General features: G+C 42.5%; 16 protein-coding genes and 1 pseudogene. 9 read left to right on the forward strand and 8 right to left on the reverse strand.

Annotation, left to right across the window (positions count from 1 at the left end; translation table 11 throughout):
- Positions 1-114 precede the first annotated feature (114 nt).
- Genes GVO62_RS00450 through GVO62_RS00460 form a run of 3 tightly spaced genes read right to left on the reverse strand, consistent with a single transcriptional unit; the run spans position 115 to position 2,868 of the window.
- Positions 115-1,188 (reverse strand): DUF3080 family protein, encoded by a 1,074-nt coding sequence (locus GVO62_RS00450; RefSeq protein ID WP_159117273.1) that lies wholly within the window; start codon positions 1,186-1,188, stop codon positions 115-117.
- Positions 1,185-1,934 carry a pteridine reductase gene (locus tag GVO62_RS00455; RefSeq protein ID WP_159117274.1) on the reverse strand — a complete coding sequence of 250 codons (750 nt, stop codon included), beginning with the start codon at positions 1,932-1,934 and terminating at the stop codon, positions 1,185-1,187. Before GVO62_RS00455 ends, GVO62_RS00450 begins: the two co-directional genes overlap by 4 nt.
- 49 nt (positions 1,935-1,983) lie before the next feature.
- Positions 1,984-2,868: a fructosamine kinase family protein gene (locus tag GVO62_RS00460; RefSeq protein WP_159117275.1), complete on the reverse strand. Its 885-nt coding sequence runs from the start codon at positions 2,866-2,868 to the stop codon at positions 1,984-1,986.
- A 440-nt stretch (positions 2,869-3,308) separates the two neighbouring features.
- On the opposite strand from GVO62_RS00460, the gene thrS reads away from it, so the two are divergent.
- From thrS to rplT, 4 genes are all read left to right on the forward strand, one after another.
- Positions 3,309-5,225, forward strand: a complete 1,917-nt coding sequence (gene thrS / locus GVO62_RS00465) for a threonine--tRNA ligase (protein ID WP_159117276.1) — start codon at positions 3,309-3,311, stop codon at positions 5,223-5,225.
- 113 nt (positions 5,226-5,338) lie between these two features.
- The gene (infC, locus tag GVO62_RS00470) at positions 5,339-5,878 is read left to right on the forward strand and encodes a translation initiation factor IF-3 (RefSeq protein ID WP_105930956.1); all 540 of its coding nucleotides are present in this window, start codon (positions 5,339-5,341) and stop codon (positions 5,876-5,878) included.
- Positions 5,879-5,995: 117 nt separating this feature from the next.
- Complete coding sequence (gene rpmI, locus GVO62_RS00475) at positions 5,996-6,193, forward strand: 50S ribosomal protein L35 (protein ID WP_012518091.1); 198 nt, start codon at positions 5,996-5,998, stop codon at positions 6,191-6,193.
- Between the two features lie 18 nt (positions 6,194-6,211).
- Positions 6,212-6,568 (forward strand): 50S ribosomal protein L20, encoded by a 357-nt coding sequence (gene rplT / locus GVO62_RS00480; protein ID WP_012518092.1) that lies wholly within the window; start codon positions 6,212-6,214, stop codon positions 6,566-6,568.
- Positions 6,569-6,719: 151 nt separating this feature from the next.
- Here rplT and GVO62_RS00485 read toward each other — a convergent pair whose 3' ends face one another.
- The 3 genes and pseudogenes from GVO62_RS00485 to GVO62_RS00495 all read right to left on the reverse strand — a co-directional run bounded on the left by GVO62_RS00485 (position 6,720) and on the right by GVO62_RS00495 (position 9,192).
- Positions 6,720-7,091: a glutathione S-transferase N-terminal domain-containing protein gene (locus GVO62_RS00485; protein WP_159117277.1), complete on the reverse strand. Its 372-nt coding sequence runs from the start codon at positions 7,089-7,091 to the stop codon at positions 6,720-6,722.
- A 340-nt stretch (positions 7,092-7,431) separates the two neighbouring features.
- Positions 7,432-7,650, reverse strand: a pseudogene (locus GVO62_RS00490) (cupin domain-containing protein); the annotation flags it as partial.
- Between the two features lie 87 nt (positions 7,651-7,737).
- The gene (locus GVO62_RS00495; protein ID WP_159117279.1) at positions 7,738-9,192 is read right to left on the reverse strand and encodes an undecaprenyl-phosphate glucose phosphotransferase; all 1,455 of its coding nucleotides are present in this window, start codon (positions 9,190-9,192) and stop codon (positions 7,738-7,740) included.
- Between the two features lie 675 nt (positions 9,193-9,867).
- Here GVO62_RS00495 and GVO62_RS00500 point away from each other — a divergent pair.
- The 5 genes from GVO62_RS00500 to GVO62_RS00520 all read left to right on the forward strand — a co-directional run bounded on the left by GVO62_RS00500 (position 9,868) and on the right by GVO62_RS00520 (position 15,357).
- Positions 9,868-11,073, forward strand: a complete 1,206-nt coding sequence (locus GVO62_RS00500) for an outer membrane beta-barrel protein (protein ID WP_159117280.1) — start codon at positions 9,868-9,870, stop codon at positions 11,071-11,073.
- A gap of 83 nt (positions 11,074-11,156) precedes the next feature.
- Positions 11,157-11,618 (forward strand): polysaccharide biosynthesis/export family protein, encoded by a 462-nt coding sequence (locus tag GVO62_RS00505; RefSeq protein ID WP_159117335.1) that lies wholly within the window; start codon positions 11,157-11,159, stop codon positions 11,616-11,618.
- A 24-nt stretch (positions 11,619-11,642) separates the two neighbouring features.
- Positions 11,643-13,859: a GumC family protein gene (locus GVO62_RS00510; RefSeq protein WP_105930959.1), complete on the forward strand. Its 2,217-nt coding sequence runs from the start codon at positions 11,643-11,645 to the stop codon at positions 13,857-13,859.
- Between the two features lie 9 nt (positions 13,860-13,868).
- Positions 13,869-14,609 carry a tyrosine-protein phosphatase gene (locus tag GVO62_RS00515; RefSeq protein WP_159117281.1) on the forward strand — a complete coding sequence of 247 codons (741 nt, stop codon included), beginning with the start codon at positions 13,869-13,871 and terminating at the stop codon, positions 14,607-14,609.
- Positions 14,602-15,357: a VpsP family polysaccharide biosynthesis protein gene (locus GVO62_RS00520; protein ID WP_159117282.1), complete on the forward strand. Its 756-nt coding sequence runs from the start codon at positions 14,602-14,604 to the stop codon at positions 15,355-15,357. Before GVO62_RS00515 ends, GVO62_RS00520 begins: the two co-directional genes overlap by 8 nt.
- On the opposite strand, the gene GVO62_RS00525 is transcribed toward GVO62_RS00520, so the two are convergent.
- Together GVO62_RS00525 and GVO62_RS00530 are read right to left on the reverse strand one after the other, a co-directional pair.
- Positions 15,358-15,768: a 3-phosphoshikimate 1-carboxyvinyltransferase gene (locus tag GVO62_RS00525; protein ID WP_159117283.1), complete on the reverse strand. Its 411-nt coding sequence runs from the start codon at positions 15,766-15,768 to the stop codon at positions 15,358-15,360.
- Positions 15,769-15,786: 18 nt separating this feature from the next.
- Positions 15,787-17,214 carry an O-antigen ligase family protein gene (locus GVO62_RS00530; protein ID WP_159117336.1) on the reverse strand — a complete coding sequence of 476 codons (1,428 nt, stop codon included), beginning with the start codon at positions 17,212-17,214 and terminating at the stop codon, positions 15,787-15,789.
- Positions 17,215-17,247 lie beyond the last annotated feature (33 nt).

Genomic DNA, 17,247 nt, shown 5'->3' on the forward strand with positions numbered 1-17,247 from the left:
ACCTGCCGCTTTAACTGTCACTTTAACTTGGCGATGCGCTTTTCTGGGCGCGTTCGTGAGCAGCCTTCCACTGTTTTCTTTAATGTTTTTTGTGCAACGTAGCGTCTATTTGTATCAGCTAGGGGCAACAGGCGATAAGTTACAGCGGCCCAAAAACTGTTGCCACAGGTTCACATGTGCTTGCATTGCCTGGCTGTATTGTTCAAAGCCTTCTTTTGCTTCGGACTCTATGTATTCTTTAAGGTCGCTATGTAGCGAAGGGTCGTCAATCCACGCATCCCACAAAGACATTAGCTTGTAGTGATATTGATTAACCAAGCTGCCTACGGGCTGTATTTGTTCGATAAAAAAGAGATAAAACACATTACGCAGTATTTCAGCCTGGTCGCTGGCTCTGCCGTTAGGGCAGCTTACTTCGGCAAGCTTTGTGGTCAATACAGGGGTAAGTTCAGACAATGCATCAGTTAGCGTTTGCTGCGTTTGCCACAGTGTGGCTGGCAAACGCGCACTGCGTATAATTTGTAATTGCTCTTCCAGTTCAGTGCTATCTACAGGGTTCTCAAGAGTTTCTGCACTGTTTAATGTATTCAGGTAAAAGAGCGCATTTATGCTTGATAACGCGTCTTTGTTGTTTTCAATGGACAGCAAGCGTTCAGGTGTATTTAGCGCCAGGCGCAATTCTTGGCTTCCCTGAATAAGATTTCCCCATGTTTTGCCGTAATCTAACGTTTTTTGTTCGCGCCAAGAGGCTATTGTATTGGCGAGTTTACTGGTGGCATTGTTCTGTGTTTCCTTCAATGCTGCTTCACAGTCTCTCAACACAGTAAGCAATTTGCTTTCATGAACCAACCGTTGTGAAGGTAGCTGACTTTTGCCTAACGATGTATTGCGTTCAGCCACCACCGTTCCTAACTCACAATCTTGCAGCGCATAGAATTCCCGCAGGTTTATACTTATACCTTCAATATTGTGTTTAAGGGTAGCTGAGTCAGTTAATTTAGGTAATGGCTTTACAATACCTTTCTCAAATAGCGTTGGAAGAGGCATGTCGAGTACCCGAGAAAGGCGTTCAGCATAGTCGTCTAAGCTGTGTTTTACGGTAGTACTGCCAAAGCAGCCTACCAGTGACAGCGCAGCAATAGTAACCGCACCGCAGCGTATTACTGCGTTACGTGCAGGCTTTTTCATGCCGATGCTCCTGTGTATAGGCTTCGTCCACCATCTACAAAAATAATCTGACCGGTGACATAAGACGCCGATATTAAAAATGAAAGCGTTTTAGCAATATCCTCAGGTTTACCTAGCTCTCCTAAGGGAATACTCGACAATAGTTTGTCTTTTTCATCGTCTTCCATTTCTCTTTCTGGCCAGAGTATTGCGCCAGGGCCTATACCATTTACCCGAATATCGGGGGCTAAATCTATGGCTAGTGACTGTGTGAGCGAGGCAAGCCCCGACTTTGCCAGCAAGTAAACGCTGTGTTTGGGTAATGGGCGGTCAATGTGCATGTCTACCATATTAACGATGCAGCCTTTCGCTTTTCTAAGCGCAGGGGCTAACGCTTGAGATAAGAACAAAGGCCCTTTCACATTACTTCCTACTAAAGACAACCAGTCTTCCTCTGAAATGCTGCCAATTGGAGTAGGGTAAAAACTCGACGCATTGTTAACAAGTACATCCAGTTGCCCCCATACGTTTACTGCATTTTCGCTAAGGGCTTCCACATCTTCGCTATCGCACAAGTTAGCTTGCAAGCAGGTAGCAGACTCGGGGCGGATGTTATTGAGTTTTTGTGCAAGGGTGTGTGCATCGTCTTTTGAGTGACCATAATGAATAATTACGCGAAAGCCTTCGCTGTGTAAACGCGTTGCCATGGCTGCACCAATACGCTTAGCCGCCCCGGTAATCAGTGCAACAGGGCCTGAGTCTGTCATAATTTAAGTGCTCTCTATTTTAAATTCGCGTTCGGCGGTTCTAGCGTCGTTAGGACCTGTAGATATCATCTAAAAGCTGTTTTGCTTGTGCTATGTAATGCGCGCCGAATAATAACCCGTGATTTAAAATATGGTAAAGCTGGTAGATTGGTTTTCTTAATTGGTAATTTTTTTCGATAGGTGTGTGTGTATGGTAGCCATCAAAGAAAGGTTGGGGAAAACCTCCGAACAGCTCTGCCATAGCTAAATCTGTCTCGCCATCACCTACATATACCGCTGGGTCAAACAAGACAGGCCCTTTGTTATTAAAGCCAGCATTTCCAGCCCATAAGTCGCCATGTAATAGTGACGGGTGGGGTTGATGTAGGCTAAGGAGGTTTCGTACATAAGTAACAATATCGTCGATATTGCCCTCTTTTTTATCCCAAAGCCCAGCCGTAGCCAGGCGCTCCAGCATACTTCCAATACGCTTTTCGGCGAAAAAGTCAGCCCAAGACGCCATTCGACCGTTAGTTTGAACGTTAGCACCAATATAGTTATCGTGAGGCCAGCCATAACTAGTATACGCATTAAGGGCGTGCAGCGACGCTAATTGCTGCCCAAGGTTGAAGTAGCTCTCGGTGCTTGGTTCAATAAATCGAATATGAGAAAGGACCAAATACTCCATGTTGGGCGTTTCGTTTTTGGTTATGCCGTGGCAAATAACACGTGGGGTAGCAATAGTTTGTGAGCTTGCTATTGCTTTAAGCCCCTCAGCTTCAAGGAACAGTTGCTGCGTATCGTCGTAGCGTCTTGTTTTAACGAAATAGCGATGCGTACTGTCTTTAATAATAAAACTGTCGTGAGTATCGCCGCCGCTTACCCGTTCGGCTTTCTGGCAGCTAAAAAACTGCTGAGTCTCGTCTGAAATATGCTCGCTAATAAAATGCCACATATAAACGCTCTGTACGCTATGTTTTGAAAAAAGTTGACCTTGTTACTTAATCCGGTTTCACTATAGCCGATTTCACTAACCTTATTTTTCATGCGCTGTGACGTCGATCTCACTATAGGTTCCACTGCGAGGCTTGTACAATCGACAACTAAAAAATCATCGAATAAGAACAGCCTCATGAAGACCTATCGCATTTACGTGAAGTATGGGATAAGAAAACGATAAATGCATAAATCCTAATTCAAAATAATTAATTTAAAGCCCGAACTACCATTATTTGGTCAAGAACGGCTTTTGAATATTGAAGTTGAACCTACACTAGTTATAATCCACCCCTTGCTTTTACAAAGAGCAATGTACGGGTGCCATTGCGCACGCTTAAATTTTTCAAAAAGATGCATGTGGCGCAGAGTAGGCGTCACCACTGTAAAGGAATTAAAATGCCTGTAATTACCCTTCCTGATGGAAGCCAACGCGCTTTCGATAACGCTGTTTCTGTACTAGATGTTGCAAACGATATTGGCCCTGGTTTAGCCAAAGCAACCATTGCAGGAAAAGTAAACGGCGAGTTAGTCGACGCCGTCGATATGATTGACGCAGATGCGCAGCTTCAAATTATCACTGCAAAAGATGATGAAGGTTTAGAAATTCTTCGTCACAGCTGTGCGCACTTGTTAGGCCACGCTATCAAACAACTTTGGCCTAACACCAAAATGGCTATCGGCCCAGTTATCGACAACGGTTTCTATTACGACGTTGATATGGAAGAAAGCCTGACCCAGGAAGATATAGCCAAATTAGAAAAGCGTATGCTTGAATTGGCTAAAACCAATTACGACGTGGTTAAAAACAAAGTAAGTTGGCAAGAAGCCCGCGATGCGTTTGAAGCGCGCGGTGAAAGCTACAAAATGGAAATTCTTGATGAAAACATCAGCAAGGACGACCGCCCAGCACTTTATCACCACGAAGAATATACAGATATGTGTCGTGGCCCGCACGTGCCGAACATGAAGTTCTGTCACCACTTCAAACTAATGAAAGTGGCAGGCGCTTACTGGCGTGGCGACAGCGACAATAAAATGCTACAGCGTATCTACGGTACGGCTTGGGCTGATAAAAAGCAGCTTAAATCTTACCTACAGCGCTTAGAAGAAGCGGAAAAGCGCGACCACCGTAAAATTGGTAAAGCACTTAACCTTTTCCATTGGCAAGAAGAAGCCCCTGGCATGGTGTTCTGGCACAACGATGGTTGGTCGATTTACACAGAACTAGAAAGTTACGTGCGTAAAAAACTACGCGAATACGGCTACGACGAAGTAAAGGGCCCATTAATGATGGACCGTTCGCTTTGGGAAAAATCAGGTCACTGGGATAAGTACGCTGAGAACATGTTCACAACTGAATCTGAAAAGCGTGAATATGCCATTAAGCCAATGAACTGCCCGGGTCATGTACAAATTTTCAACCAAGGTTTGAAATCGTACCGCGACTTACCGCTTCGTATGGCTGAGTTTGGTTGCTGCCACCGAAATGAACCATCAGGTGCACTTCACGGTCTTATGCGTGTTCGTGGCTTTACCCAAGATGATGCTCATATTTTTTGTACAGAAGAACAGATCCTAGATGAGGTAAGTGGCTGTATTAAAATGGTGTATGAGACATACGCTGCGTTTGGTTTTGAAAATATCAAAGTTAAATTATCAACTCGCCCAGAAAAGCGTGTAGGTGCTGACGAGATATGGGATAAATCAGAAGCTGCGCTAGCGGATGCACTTAAAGCCAACAATATCGAGTTCGATTATCAACCAGGTGAAGGTGCGTTCTACGGCCCTAAAATTGAATTTACACTGCACGATTGTTTAGACCGTGCATGGCAGTGCGGTACCGTACAGCTTGATTTTTCAATGCCGGGTCGCTTAGGCTCTACCTATGTTGCTGAAGATGGCGAGCGCAAAGTGCCGGTAATGATTCACCGTGCTATTTTGGGTTCACTAGAGCGTTTTATCGGCATTTTAACCGAAGAATTCGCAGGCTTCTTCCCACTGTGGTTGGCACCTCAACAAGTTGTGGTAATGAACATTACCGACAAACAAGCTGAATATGCATCAGATTGTGTAAAAAAACTGCATGATTTAGGGTTTAGAGCAAAGTCTGACTTGCGAAATGAGAAGATCGGCTTTAAAATCCGCGAGCACACATTGAAGCGTATTCCATATATGCTAGTGGTAGGCGATAAAGAAATGGAAGCGGGTGAAGTAGCAGTACGCTCTCGCCGCGGCGACGACCTAGGCAAAATGCGCCTGGAAGACTTTATTGCCATGGCTCAACAAGAAGTTGTAGAAAAGACAATTAAATAGTTGAGCATTTTGTGTATAATGCACAACACGGTGTCTGCTTTTGGTTTTACTTTCCGATTCTTAAGAATCACCCAAAAGCAGACAGAAGAATTAAATGTTTGGAGGAATAGCACATTAAAGGCGCTAACAATAAGGCTCAGGGCGACAAAGCCCGCATTAACGATGAGATTAAAGCCAGAGAAGTAAGATTAATTGGCAAAGACGGTGAACAGGTTGGTGTGGTTTCGCTAGCAGATGCTACGCGTGCCGCTGAAGAAGCGAGCCTAGATCTAGTAGAAATCAGTCCGAATGCCGAGCCGCCAGTCTGTAAAGTTATGGACTATGGCAAATTCCTCTTCGAAAAAAGTAAAGCTCAAAAAGAGCAGAAGAAAAAACAGAAGCAAATTCAGGTCAAGGAGATTAAATTTCGCCCTGGCACTGATGAAGGCGATTACCAGGTCAAACTGCGCAACCTGCGTCGCTTTCTTGAAGGTGGTGATAAAGCCAAAGTTACGATCCGTTTCCGCGGACGTGAAATGGCGCACCAAGACATCGGTATCGACTTACTAAACCGCGTTAAAACGGATTTAGAAGAAGTCGCTACATGCGAGTCTTTCCCACGTCGTGTGGAAGGCCGTCAGATGATCATGGTACTAGCCCCAAATAAGAAGTAGTAACGGTCTAAAGTTTTAAGGAATCTGCACCCTTAAACACCTTGCTGCTAAACATTAACCGGTATGACGTGACTGCAACACAATAAATACCGATATTAACAATGCGGAGTTTTAGCAATGCCTAAAATGAAAACTGTAAGCGGTGCCGCCAAGCGTTTTAAGAAAACGGGTTCTGGCCGCTTTAAAAGCAAACAGTCTCACTTACGTCACATTCTGACTAAGAAGAGCTCTAAGCGTAAACGTCACCTTCGTGGCAAAAAACTGGTTCATGACTCTGATACCAAATTGGTTCAGCGCATGTTGCCTTACGTATAAGACTTAGGAGACTGATTAATGGCTAGAGTTAAACGCGGCACTATCGCACGTGCTCGTCACAAAAAAGTCCTCAAGCAGGCAAAAGGTTATTACGGTGCACGTTCACGTGTATATCGCGTAGCGGTACAAGCTGTAACTAAAGCTGGTCAATATGCTTACCGTGACCGTCGTCAGCGCAAGCGTCAATTCCGTCAACTATGGATTGCACGTATCAATGCTGCTGCTCGTCAAAATGGTATGTCATACAGCCGTTTCATTAACGGTTTGAAGAAAGCGTCTGTTGAAATCGATCGTAAGATCCTTGCCGACATCGCAGTACATGACAAAGCAGCTTTCAGCGCACTAGTCGAAGCGGCTAAAGGCGCATTAGCTTAATTATTAACTAATTAAGTTTAAGTTCTTTCGGAAAAAGGCGAGCAGGATGCTCGCCTTTTTTCGTTTTTGGGGTTTAGATAAAACACTCACTTTAAAGCAAATTTACCTTGTCGCCAATCTTCTATTCCCTCAATCGGCGAATATAAACAACTTACTGAAAGCGTTGCTGCAAATATTTAATAATTTCTGAAGACTCGTACAACCAAATATCCTTTTCAGGAGTTTTTATGCGTAGGCAAGGGGCTTTCACTTTTCCTCCGCCTTGCGCCAATTCATCACGATACGGGGACCCATTCGATACGCTGCATTTGCGAATAGGTAGATTCATTTTATATATAGCGCGGCGTGTTTTAATACAAAAAGGGCAAGCAAAAAATTGATAAAGTGTTAATTCTTGTACGGCGTTTTCGACTTGCTGTTGTTCTTGTGGCAACCGTTTAAGTTTTCTGCCACGAGTTATTATATCAAGTAAGGCGATAACACCGCCAAGTGCGTTACGAATTAGGGAAATGAATAAGCGCAATTTTGTGACTTTTTAGGTTGAGAATTTGAGCGGCGCAGTATAGCAAAATTTCTATATAGGATTCTATGTGAAGGAAAATGCGAATAAGCTCTAAGTGTAGAATCATAGCGAAAAAGTAAATCGCAGTGACCGATACGGATAAGCCAACAACTAACCTCACCAATAGTGGGTTTTCCGAAAATCGAAGCCAGGCCCGTTAAGAGATTTTCTTATCTCGGGTGGACAACCCGTTACTGTAGTTTCAATTGTTGTAGGTAATAGAGCCTTTTTATCCTCAAGCACAAAAAAGCAGAGCCAAAGCTCTGCTTATATTTATCACGTTAGCGTAAAGCGCTCTCTCTTATTTCTTCTCTACACGTCCATAGCGGTCTGAAAACCTAACTATATCATCTTCGCCTAGATAAGCGCCTGATTGCACCTCTATAAGCTCTAGAGGGATTTTTCCGGGGTTTTCTAGAGCATGTACAGCACCAATTGGGATATAGATAGATTCGTTTTCTGTAACTAGCTGGGTATTATCGTCAATAGTGACGTTGGCACTGCCAGATACCACAATCCACTGGATGCTCGGTGTACTGCATCATCTTATTTACGAATATAAAAAAAGCGGCAAATTGCCGCTTTTGTAAAACTTTAGTGAACCTTATCAATAGGCGTTCTTATTAATAAAGCCATTGAAAACGGTCATAAATACAATTTTGATATCAAACCAAATAGACCAGCGGTGTATGTAATCTAGGTCATATTCTACGCGCTGTACCATTTTATTAGTCGTCTCAGTTTCACCACGTAGGCCATTCACTTGTGCCCAACCTGTAATTCCTGGCTTAACCTTGTGGCGTAGCATGTAACCAGTAATAATCTTGCGGTATTCCTCGTTGTGCGCCACAGCGTGAGGCCTAGGGCCAACAATGGACATGCGACCTTGTAGAACATTAATGAACTGTGGAAGTTCATCCAAAGACGTTCTTCTTAAAAATCCACCAATCTTCGTTAAACGCGCGTCGTTTTTTGTGGCTTGTTTAACAACCGCGCCATTGTCCTGCGTCGTCATAGACCGGAATTTATAAACAGTAATTTGTTTACCATCTAAGCCGTAACGCTTTTGCTTAAATATTGCAGGGCCCTTAGACGTTAACTTCACCGCTGCTGCAATACAAAGCATGGGCACAGATATCATGATTAATATCAAAGAGCTTAACACAATATCTTCAAGTCGCTTTAAAACATCACTTGCGCCTTGGAATGGTGTATCGTATACACTTAGTGCTTGCACGTTGCCTACCGTTTGCCAGCGAGCATTTAGTAAGTTGTACATGAAGAAGTTTGGAATAACATAAACGTTTGCCGTAGTATCACTACATTGCTCTAAAATCGTGCGGATTCTGTTTTCTGCACTCATTGGTAGCGCAATATAGATATAATCAACTTCGTTACGCTTTGCCATTTCTATCGCTGCTTCAATATTGCCTAAAACCGCTCCTTGCATTTCGTGTGGCAGGCGCTCTGGCTCACGGTCATCAAATAGACCGTTGAATTTAATACCTAAATGTTCATTTTGCTGTATTTGAAGTGCGACATTCGCACCTAGTTGAGTAGCGCCAATAATAATAGAGCGACGTGAGTTCAAACCACTTTTACGAATGCGAAAAAGAAACTTACGCATCACAAATCGCCACATAATAAGAATAACGAACGAAGACGCAAACCAAAGGAGTATGGCTGGTGGTGGAGTCTGAATTTCTTGAACGAAAAAATAGCCCATGGTCATTGTGCCTAAAATACTCAGTGCCCACGTTATCGCGGCTGCGCGCAGCATTTCTTGTGTTCCGTGACCACGCCATGAACGGTAAAGCTCCACACCTTCTGCAGAAATCTGGAAGCATATAACGTTAACAAATAGAAGGATGAGGCTTGTGGTGTCAATCTGTGTACCATAATAGGCAGCACACGAATAATAAAGGATAGTGACCAATGAAAGGTCAATTAACCTGTATATGGTTGAGAAACCACTTTGGTTACGTACAACTAATCCGCCATTGGTATTGGGTTCTACCGGATGAGCCTTAAGTACTTTGTTAGATTCTACTCTATTGTCCATTTAGGTAATCTCTAGATGAAAGTGATGTCTGAAGCGAATGCAGCTGGCTATATGAAAAAGCCAAGCCTTATGTATAGAAAACAGTAAAGACAATTTCTAACTATAATGCGTAAGCAAAATTGGTGCCCAAAAATTCTCTAAAAAGTTATTCCAGATTAGAATTAAAAGTTCTGGTGACTTTTTGACTGTGTCTAGATTAATGGTATTTCGGTGCATGATAACAATATTCTCTGCACATTGTAATTTTATTACAAAATCTAATTTATTTCGTACTAATTTGGTGCAAAACGAGTAGAATGTTAACCTAACGCTTTCAATATTGTCTCAAATGCGATTGCACACATCATAGTTTAATTAGTAGACACATTGATGAAACAATATATAGGTATTGTATGGTATTTAAGGCCATCTAACGTGGTGTGTAGGGCTTGTTCTCTCAGGAGTTACCAAGATTTACTTTATGTCAGTCTACTTACGTTAGACGCACCTTTTAAAAGCGGCATACCTATTGCTGGATAAAACAGTTTTTAACAGTTTCGGTAATAATCACCAATTTATTGTAAAAGATGGACACGTTTAAGAAGAATGTGTACACAGTGAGTTATCGCGTTTGAAAGAATATATACAAAATTCATTGCATCATTGTACGAAAGGTCATCGAAGGAAGGGAAAAACATGATTAAAAGGACCAAAAGCATTATAGCGCTGTCGGTAATTTGCGCCACTCCAACCCTATATGCACAGGAGGCCGGTCGAATTCAAGCTGGGCAATTCGATTTAATTCCATCATTTTCATCGTCGATGGCGTATGTCGACAATGTTGCTTACGCGAGAGATAACGATCCGAAAATATATAGTTGGCGCGCTACACTTTCACCAGAACTCATCGCAGCGACTGAGGTCGATGGCAATCCTCTACAAATAGGTTATCGACTGGAGCGAGGTGTGTTTTTTTCAAGCAGTGCTGACGACTACACTGATCACTTTGCAGAAGCATCTGGACAGTTTGAATTGAATAGCAGGCATCGAGTTAACGCTATAGCCCAATTTGAAGATGGACATGAAGAGCGGGGTACTGGGTTCTCTTTAGGGCTTGGCACTGCTATTACAACTCCTGACAGATATATAAGTACGGCTTTCGGTGGCGAATATATGTACGGGGCGGTGACATCAGACGGCATGATAACGTTAAAAGCTAATCGCGAAACGTTAGATTATGATAGAACTGAGCAAGCCTACTTGATTCGAGATCGTGTTAAAAATCAAATTGGTGCAGAGCTAGGCTATCGGATTGGAACTGCGACGACAGCTGTTTTAGATGTTACTCAAACTTATGTAAGGTACGATAATCAAACGGGTATAGAAACTCGCGATAGTGATGAGACTCGTGTTCTTTTAGGATTAAGATGGGAGTCGACGGCTGCTACCACGGGGTTTGCGAAAGTAGGTTATAAAGAAAAGGATTTTGAAGCAGCGACTAGAAGTACATTTTATGGCACAGACTGGGAAGTAGGCGTTGAGTGGCAGCCTTTATCTTACTCTACGTTTAAGCTATCAACTAATGCAGATACTCGCGAGACAAATGGTGAAGGTAACTTCATCCGAGGTCGAGATTACTCAGCGTCTTGGAACCATGAATGGCTTGATCGTTTATCTTCTTCTGTCAGCATTTCACGTGAGACAAATGAGTATATACTTGATGATGAGGGCATCGATAATCGAGACGACGAACTAATGAGATATTCAGCATCTTTAAATTATCAAGCTCGCCGTTATTTATCGTTTTCTTTGTTCTATCAGTTAGCTGACAGAGACAGTAATAGAGAATCTATTGGTTATGATAGGAACCTAGTAGGAATTTCAGCTGAGGTTACGTTGTGAAGAATAGTGTAGTTTTAAGCTTCTTCTTTATTTGCTATTTGTTTATTTCCAATGTTGTAGTAGCCCAAGAGGGCAATTTAAGTATGAGCCAATATCAACTGGGCTCTGGCGATAGAATTCAGATAAGCGTTTTTGGGCAAGATGACCTGTCAATGGAAGTACGCTTACCTGACGTTGGTACAATTAACTATCCGTTCTTAGGTGAAATCAAACTTGTGGGTATGACTGCTGCAGAAGTTGAGCAGCTCATCTACAATGGGCTTCTTGGGGATTACCTTGTTAATCCGTCGGTATCTGTGGCTATTGTAGAATATCGTCCGTTCTTTATAGACGGCGAAGTTAAACGCCCTGGTGGCTATGCCTATCAACCTGGGCTTTCGGTAAACAAAGCTGCTGCCCTAGCTGGCGGGTACACCGAGCGCGCAGCGCGCGACAAGATTACTATTATCCGTGAAAAAGACGGTAGAACTAACGAGTTCACGGTAACGGTTAGCGACATGATTCAACCTGGTGACATTATCACCATTAATCAACGTTTCTTCTAAATTACGTAGCGTGCAGGAATAAAAATGGCAGTAAATAGCAGGGAAGAGCTTAATGCAGGTGTGTTTGAAAATGAAACCATCGACATTGCTCACTATTTAGGAATTATTAAGCGTTACGCATTTCGAATCGTTTCACTCGCACTCGCTTTTACCATATTAGTGGCGTTGCTAGTTATGCGAATGACGCCCATGTTCACCTCAACAACAACAATCTTAGTAGAGGCAGATAAGGCAAATGTTGTTTCAATTGAGGAAGTCTATGGCTTAGATACAAAGCGTAAAGACTATATGCAAACTCAATTTGAGATTTTGCAATCAAGACAAATTGCCGAACGAACTGTTGAGAGTTTGTCACTTTACAACAACGAAGAATTTATGCCGAAAGACGAAGAGCCTTCTTTCGTTGACGATTTAAAAGCAAATCTTATTGAAGCCTTGCCGTTTCTTCCCCAGGAAGAGCCTAAAGAGCTCACGGAAGAACAAATTCTTGCCGCGAAAAAGCGCAAAGCAACCTCAATGTTAATGAGCGCGCTTACGGTTGAGATGGTGGACAATACGCAGTTGATGAGAATTACTGTCACTACCGAATCGCCGACGCTTTCAGCCGAGTTAGCTAACGCGGTAGCCGATGTTTATATTGAAAATTATCTGCAAGCAAAACTGGATATGACTGCAAAAGCAACCTCTTTTCTTACGGAAAGTCTTGAGGGGCTTAAGCAAAAATTAGATGTAGCAGAGCGTAACTTAGCTAAATTCTACGAAGAAAACCAAGTTGTAAACATAGATGGTGTTGTTGGTTTAGCTTCAGAAGAACTTGAGCAATTAAGTAAGCAATTGCTAGACGCACAAACGTCACTCAAGCTAAATGCAGTAATTTACAAACAAACTAGAAACGATGTTTCATTAGATGACATTGCTCGTTTACCCGAAGTGCTTAATCACCCTACGATAAGAGACGTTCGCCGCGACGAAGCTAAAGCTATGACCCGTGTAAGTGAACTAAGTAACGTATACGGCCCGAAACATCCGCGAATGATTGCTGCAAATGCAGAGCTATCTTCTATCAGAGAAACTTTGAATGGCCAAATACGAGACTTGATCACAAGTATTACAACTCAATATGAAGTGTCTGAAGACAGAGTAACTCAGCTCGAAAAAGAAGTTTCTCGTGCAAAAGCAGAATTCCGTGGTTTATCAGAACTTGATAATCAGCGTAAAGGCCTTCAGCGTGAAGTGGATATAAATCAGCAGCTTTATAATTCATTTTTCACTCGTTTAAAAGAAACTGACGAGTTAGGTGGTTTTGAATCTGCTAATGCACGTGTATTAGATTCAGCCTTGCCAAAATATGTACCTTCGAAACCTAACAAAAAGTTATTAATTGGTGCTGCATTTGTATTCAGTATTGGTTTTGGCGTGTTTCTCGCGATTGCTATGGAAACACTTAACAGCGGAATTCGCTCAGTTGAAGACGTTGAGCGCAAGCTTGGTCAACGTATGTTGGGGCTTATTCCATGGCTACCACATAAGAAAAAGACCGACTTGCCTGTTCGTTCATTTTTCGACGGTAAAAAGCATCAGTTTGCCGAGTCTGTGCGTACACTACGAACCAGCTTGTCGTTACTTAATTTAGATAAAGAACAACAAGCAATAATGGTAACCTCAAGTGTACCTAAAGAAGGTAAAACTACAGTTTCTATTAACTTGGCGTTTGCGTTAGGCCAGTTGGATAAAACTATCCTTATCGATGCAGACTTACGTCGCCCTAGTGTAGGGAAGCAATTCAACATTCCGAACTATCAGCCGGGCGTTGCCAACCTTATTTTGAAGTCTCATACCTTTGATGAGTGTTTGGTAAGAGATGAAGAATCCAAAATCGATATTCTATCTGCGGGTACTATTCCTTCTAACCCGCAGGAGCTATTGTCTGATAAAGGTTTCAACGAACTTATTGAGCAACTAAAAACGCAATATAAGTATGTAGTGATTGATACCGCACCTACTCAAGCGGTTAGCGACTCTATGGTTATTGCTAATTCTTGCGACTCGGTTATTTACGTTGTGCGTGCTGACAGTACTAGCGAAAAGCTAATCAACAATGGGTTGTCTCGCTTCTTACAAGTAGGTCATCGTCTTGATGGTGTAGTACTAAATCAAGTAGACTTACGCAAATCAGGGGCAGCACAAAGGTACGCTGGGTTTTATGATCAATATGGGTATACCAGTCATAAAAACAGCTAACAGCATTTATTGATAGACTTACATAGCCACATACTGCCTGGCATCGACGATGGTGCCAGGTCTTTAGACATTTCCTTACAAATGGCACAGCAAGCTGTAGATAGCGGCGTTCGCCATATGGTTTGTACCCCTCATATCCACAAAGGGTACTTCGACAATACGTTGAACACCATTAGGCACGCTTTTAACGAATTCCAAAAAGCCATTGCCGATGCGTCTATCCCTCTCTCCCTTTCGTACGCAGCGGAAGTGCGCGTTAACGAACTAATTCCTATTTGGTATAAACAACAGGAGCTTCCATTTCTAGGCGAATATAACGGCAAGCGTATTTTGTTACTTGAGATGCCACATAGCCATATACCACAAGGCTTGGAAGTGCTTATAAAATGGCTTTTAAAAAATAACGTTCAGCCACTTATAGCCCACCCAGAGCGCAATCGCGAGCTATTAGCCGAGCAGCACAAATTTAGCTGGCTGCAGCGTCAAGGCTGTATGTTTCAGGTTACTGCAGGGGCGTTAACAGGTCGCTTTGGTGACAAGGTAGAAGATTTCGCATTATCTATGATGCGAAACAAAGCATTTCATGTAGTGGCGTCTGACACTCACGACCTTGTACGCCGACCTAACGATATGCAGGCTGCTTACGAGGTCGTGTCGACATTTAGTGATGACTTTGCTCAAGAGACTTTTGTAACACGACCTGGTGCGATAGTGTCGGTTGGCCACCAAAACGAAGTGACTAATGACTAGCGGTTTACTCAAGGCCTTCACAAATAACCGCCTGATACTTAAGTGGATAATGGTGCTACTTGCCGGTTTCGGTTTTATATGGAGTATGCAGCTTTTTATAGCGGGTAATGCGTATTACAGCGTGAAAAACGATATAGAGGCATGGCAACTATCACCGAACAAAGCGTCAGTGCAAAAAATAAATAGCGGATTAGGTAAAATTGCGAATGCTATTGATTATTTCCCAAACAACGCCCTTTACTATCAAATACAGGGGCAGTTGTTCGAGTGGAAAGCCGTTGTTGAAAAGAGAAGTAAAGAACTAGATAGTGTTGAATTAGACACGCAGCGCAACAATGCTAACTTAAACAACGCGGCACTAAGCTATGAAAAAAGCTTATTATTGAGGCCTACCTGGAGCGGCAGCTGGATTGGCTTGGCTTCTGTAAAGCTACAGCAGGGTGAGTTAGATAATGAGTTTTATCATTATCTAAAAAATGCAAAGCAAGCCGGCCCGCAGGATGCAATAGTGCATAAATTCATAGTGGAGTTCGGTTTAGATATGTTTAGTGCTAGGTCTGTCCACTACGTAACAGTTAAAGAGTTATTGAAACAGCATTTAAATTTAGGCCTTCAGAACCCGCTTAGCAGAGACTTTGTTTTAAAAACAATACAAAAGCACGATGCAAGTGAAACGGTTTGTAGGTGGTTGCGCGACGCCAGTTACCCGGTTAGAAAACGCATTCCCAACTGCATAACTTATGATTAGCTAGCTTTTTCCATTTAGCCAATCCCACAAACCTAATGAAAACCCTTCAAAAAGGTTTATACCCAGCCAGCTTTTTAAAATATACAGCAGTACCAAGCCTAATACTAATGAAACGCACAGGAACAAAGCAACAACCGCTGCCATCACTAACTTACCTATTCGGCTTTCGGTACGTGATAGATCGCGCTTATCTCGACCCGCTAGTAATACAAAGTAGTACCTACTTCTTAACAAACCGATAGTGCCTCTTACATCAACTTTGTGGCTGCCCCAGCGTCTGCCTGCAAGCGCCGCATTTAAATAAAATAGCTGGTCGTCGGTAAAAGAGTCGGCAACATTTTTTGGCATACGTTCAAGCATGTGCTGCACGTTTGGTTCTTCTTTTATCGGTCGCTTTATCTTAAATACCACACAGGGCCTCTTATCTTGTTAAGACTGTACTTGGTTATTTTCCATGTTATGTCTTCCCATAGGGATATCGCGGCTTAACGCACCAAGGGCTAATAGCACTATAAATATAGCGGTATTCGCTGGCGCTTGTAGAGGGAAATCCACTGTACTATGTAAGGCCATACCGATAACTGCCATAACTGTAGCAAAGGCGACGCCTCGTGGTAACGGATGTCGTCGATGTCGAATAGCGCTCATTGCATTTTTAGCACACATCAATAGAAGTGCAGCCAAGAGTGCTGCGCCGATTACGCCAAATTCAATGGCAAACTGCAAGTATTCGTTATGGGCGTGATCGTAAAAGTGTTGAATAGATTCACTTTGAAACTGAGGATATACCGTATAAAAGGTACCACCACCTGTACCTATAATTCCATATTCAGAAAGAAGGGGCAGGGCATCAGTAATGACTTCATCTCTGCTTTCTTGAGTCAAGTTGGTTTGCTCTATGCGTTGCTGTACCTGCTTAAGCCCAAATAGGCTGCTTACAATAAGAATATCGATAACCAGCATACTGATAAACAGCACTACGTAGCTTTTTTGGCGCGGCTTAAAGTAAATTAATCCTAGTGTGGCGGTAATAGTCATAGCAATGTAAAAAGCGCTGTTACCCATTCTAGAACGAGACATAACTAACGCGATAACCATAATTATGATACCAATACGAAACAGCACTTTATTACTTAGCCAAAAACGTACAATTCTACGTAATCGCTCACGGTTGCTTGAACTAGTTTGCGTCCGAAGACTAGCAATCATATAGCCAATGGCGGCACTTAAACAAAGTAATAAAAAATTAGCGTAATGGTTCTTATAAACAAAACTACCTGTTGCAATATGAGACACAGGCAGCTTAAAGACCAAACTATATTTTAAGCCAGATAACACTTCTAGCGAACCATAAATAGCTTGGAATATCCCCGCACCACTAATAACGATAAGGGTATACCTTAAACGTTTCGCGGAATTAATAAGCGCTAATGAAATAAAAAATAAGAAACAATAGGCAAGGGATTTAAAAAACGTCACGTCACTTTGCCCTACATCGAAACTCAACGAAAGCCATTGTGACGTTATATTTCGCATTCCCTCTATATTTTCGTTTAACAAAAGTTGCACGCGCTCTGGGCGAATAGCTTCTACTAATGCGAAAGGAAGGGGAACTAAATTAATAAGCTGCCAAGCTAAAAAAGCCAGCCAAAGCACAACTAATGGTTTATATTTAGAGTAAAGCTTTGAAAGCAGACCTTCGTGGGTTAATAACAAAACACCGCCAATAAAGAAAAACGACATTTGCATTAATGCCCACGCCCAAGGGCGGTTAGCACCTAATGATAAAGGCAACCAAAACAGGGTGAATAAAAGAAAACCGAAAAGAAACTTTTCGGTTTTCTGAGAGTTAAATATAGCCACTTACAACCAGCTGATATAAAGCTTTAA

Origin of the sequence: Alteromonas sp. KUL150, from assembly GCF_009811475.1 — a bacterium.
Lineage (GTDB): Bacteria > Pseudomonadota > Gammaproteobacteria > Enterobacterales > Alteromonadaceae > Alteromonas > Alteromonas gracilis.

Bases quoted from the DNA above. Each gene is read 5' to 3' on its own strand.
- GVO62_RS00450 (WP_159117273.1), bottom strand. From the start codon at position 1,188: ATGAAAAAGCCTGCACGTAACGCAGTAATACGCTGCGGTGCGGTTACT.
- GVO62_RS00455 (WP_159117274.1), bottom strand. From the start codon at position 1,934: ATGACAGACTCAGGCCCTGTTGCACTGATTACCGGGGCGGCTAAGCGT.
- GVO62_RS00460 (WP_159117275.1), bottom strand. From the start codon at position 2,868: ATGTGGCATTTTATTAGCGAGCATATTTCAGACGAGACTCAGCAGTTT.
- thrS (WP_159117276.1), top strand. From the start codon at position 3,309: ATGCCTGTAATTACCCTTCCTGATGGAAGCCAACGCGCTTTCGATAAC.
- rpmI (WP_012518091.1), top strand. From the start codon at position 5,996: ATGCCTAAAATGAAAACTGTAAGCGGTGCCGCCAAGCGTTTTAAGAAA.
- rplT (WP_012518092.1), top strand. From the start codon at position 6,212: ATGGCTAGAGTTAAACGCGGCACTATCGCACGTGCTCGTCACAAAAAA.
- GVO62_RS00495 (WP_159117279.1), bottom strand. From the start codon at position 9,192: ATGGACAATAGAGTAGAATCTAACAAAGTACTTAAGGCTCATCCGGTA.
- GVO62_RS00500 (WP_159117280.1), top strand. From the start codon at position 9,868: ATGATTAAAAGGACCAAAAGCATTATAGCGCTGTCGGTAATTTGCGCC.
- GVO62_RS00505 (WP_159117335.1), top strand. From the start codon at position 11,157: ATGAGCCAATATCAACTGGGCTCTGGCGATAGAATTCAGATAAGCGTT.
- GVO62_RS00510 (WP_105930959.1), top strand. From the start codon at position 11,643: ATGGCAGTAAATAGCAGGGAAGAGCTTAATGCAGGTGTGTTTGAAAAT.
- GVO62_RS00520 (WP_159117282.1), top strand. From the start codon at position 14,602: ATGACTAGCGGTTTACTCAAGGCCTTCACAAATAACCGCCTGATACTT.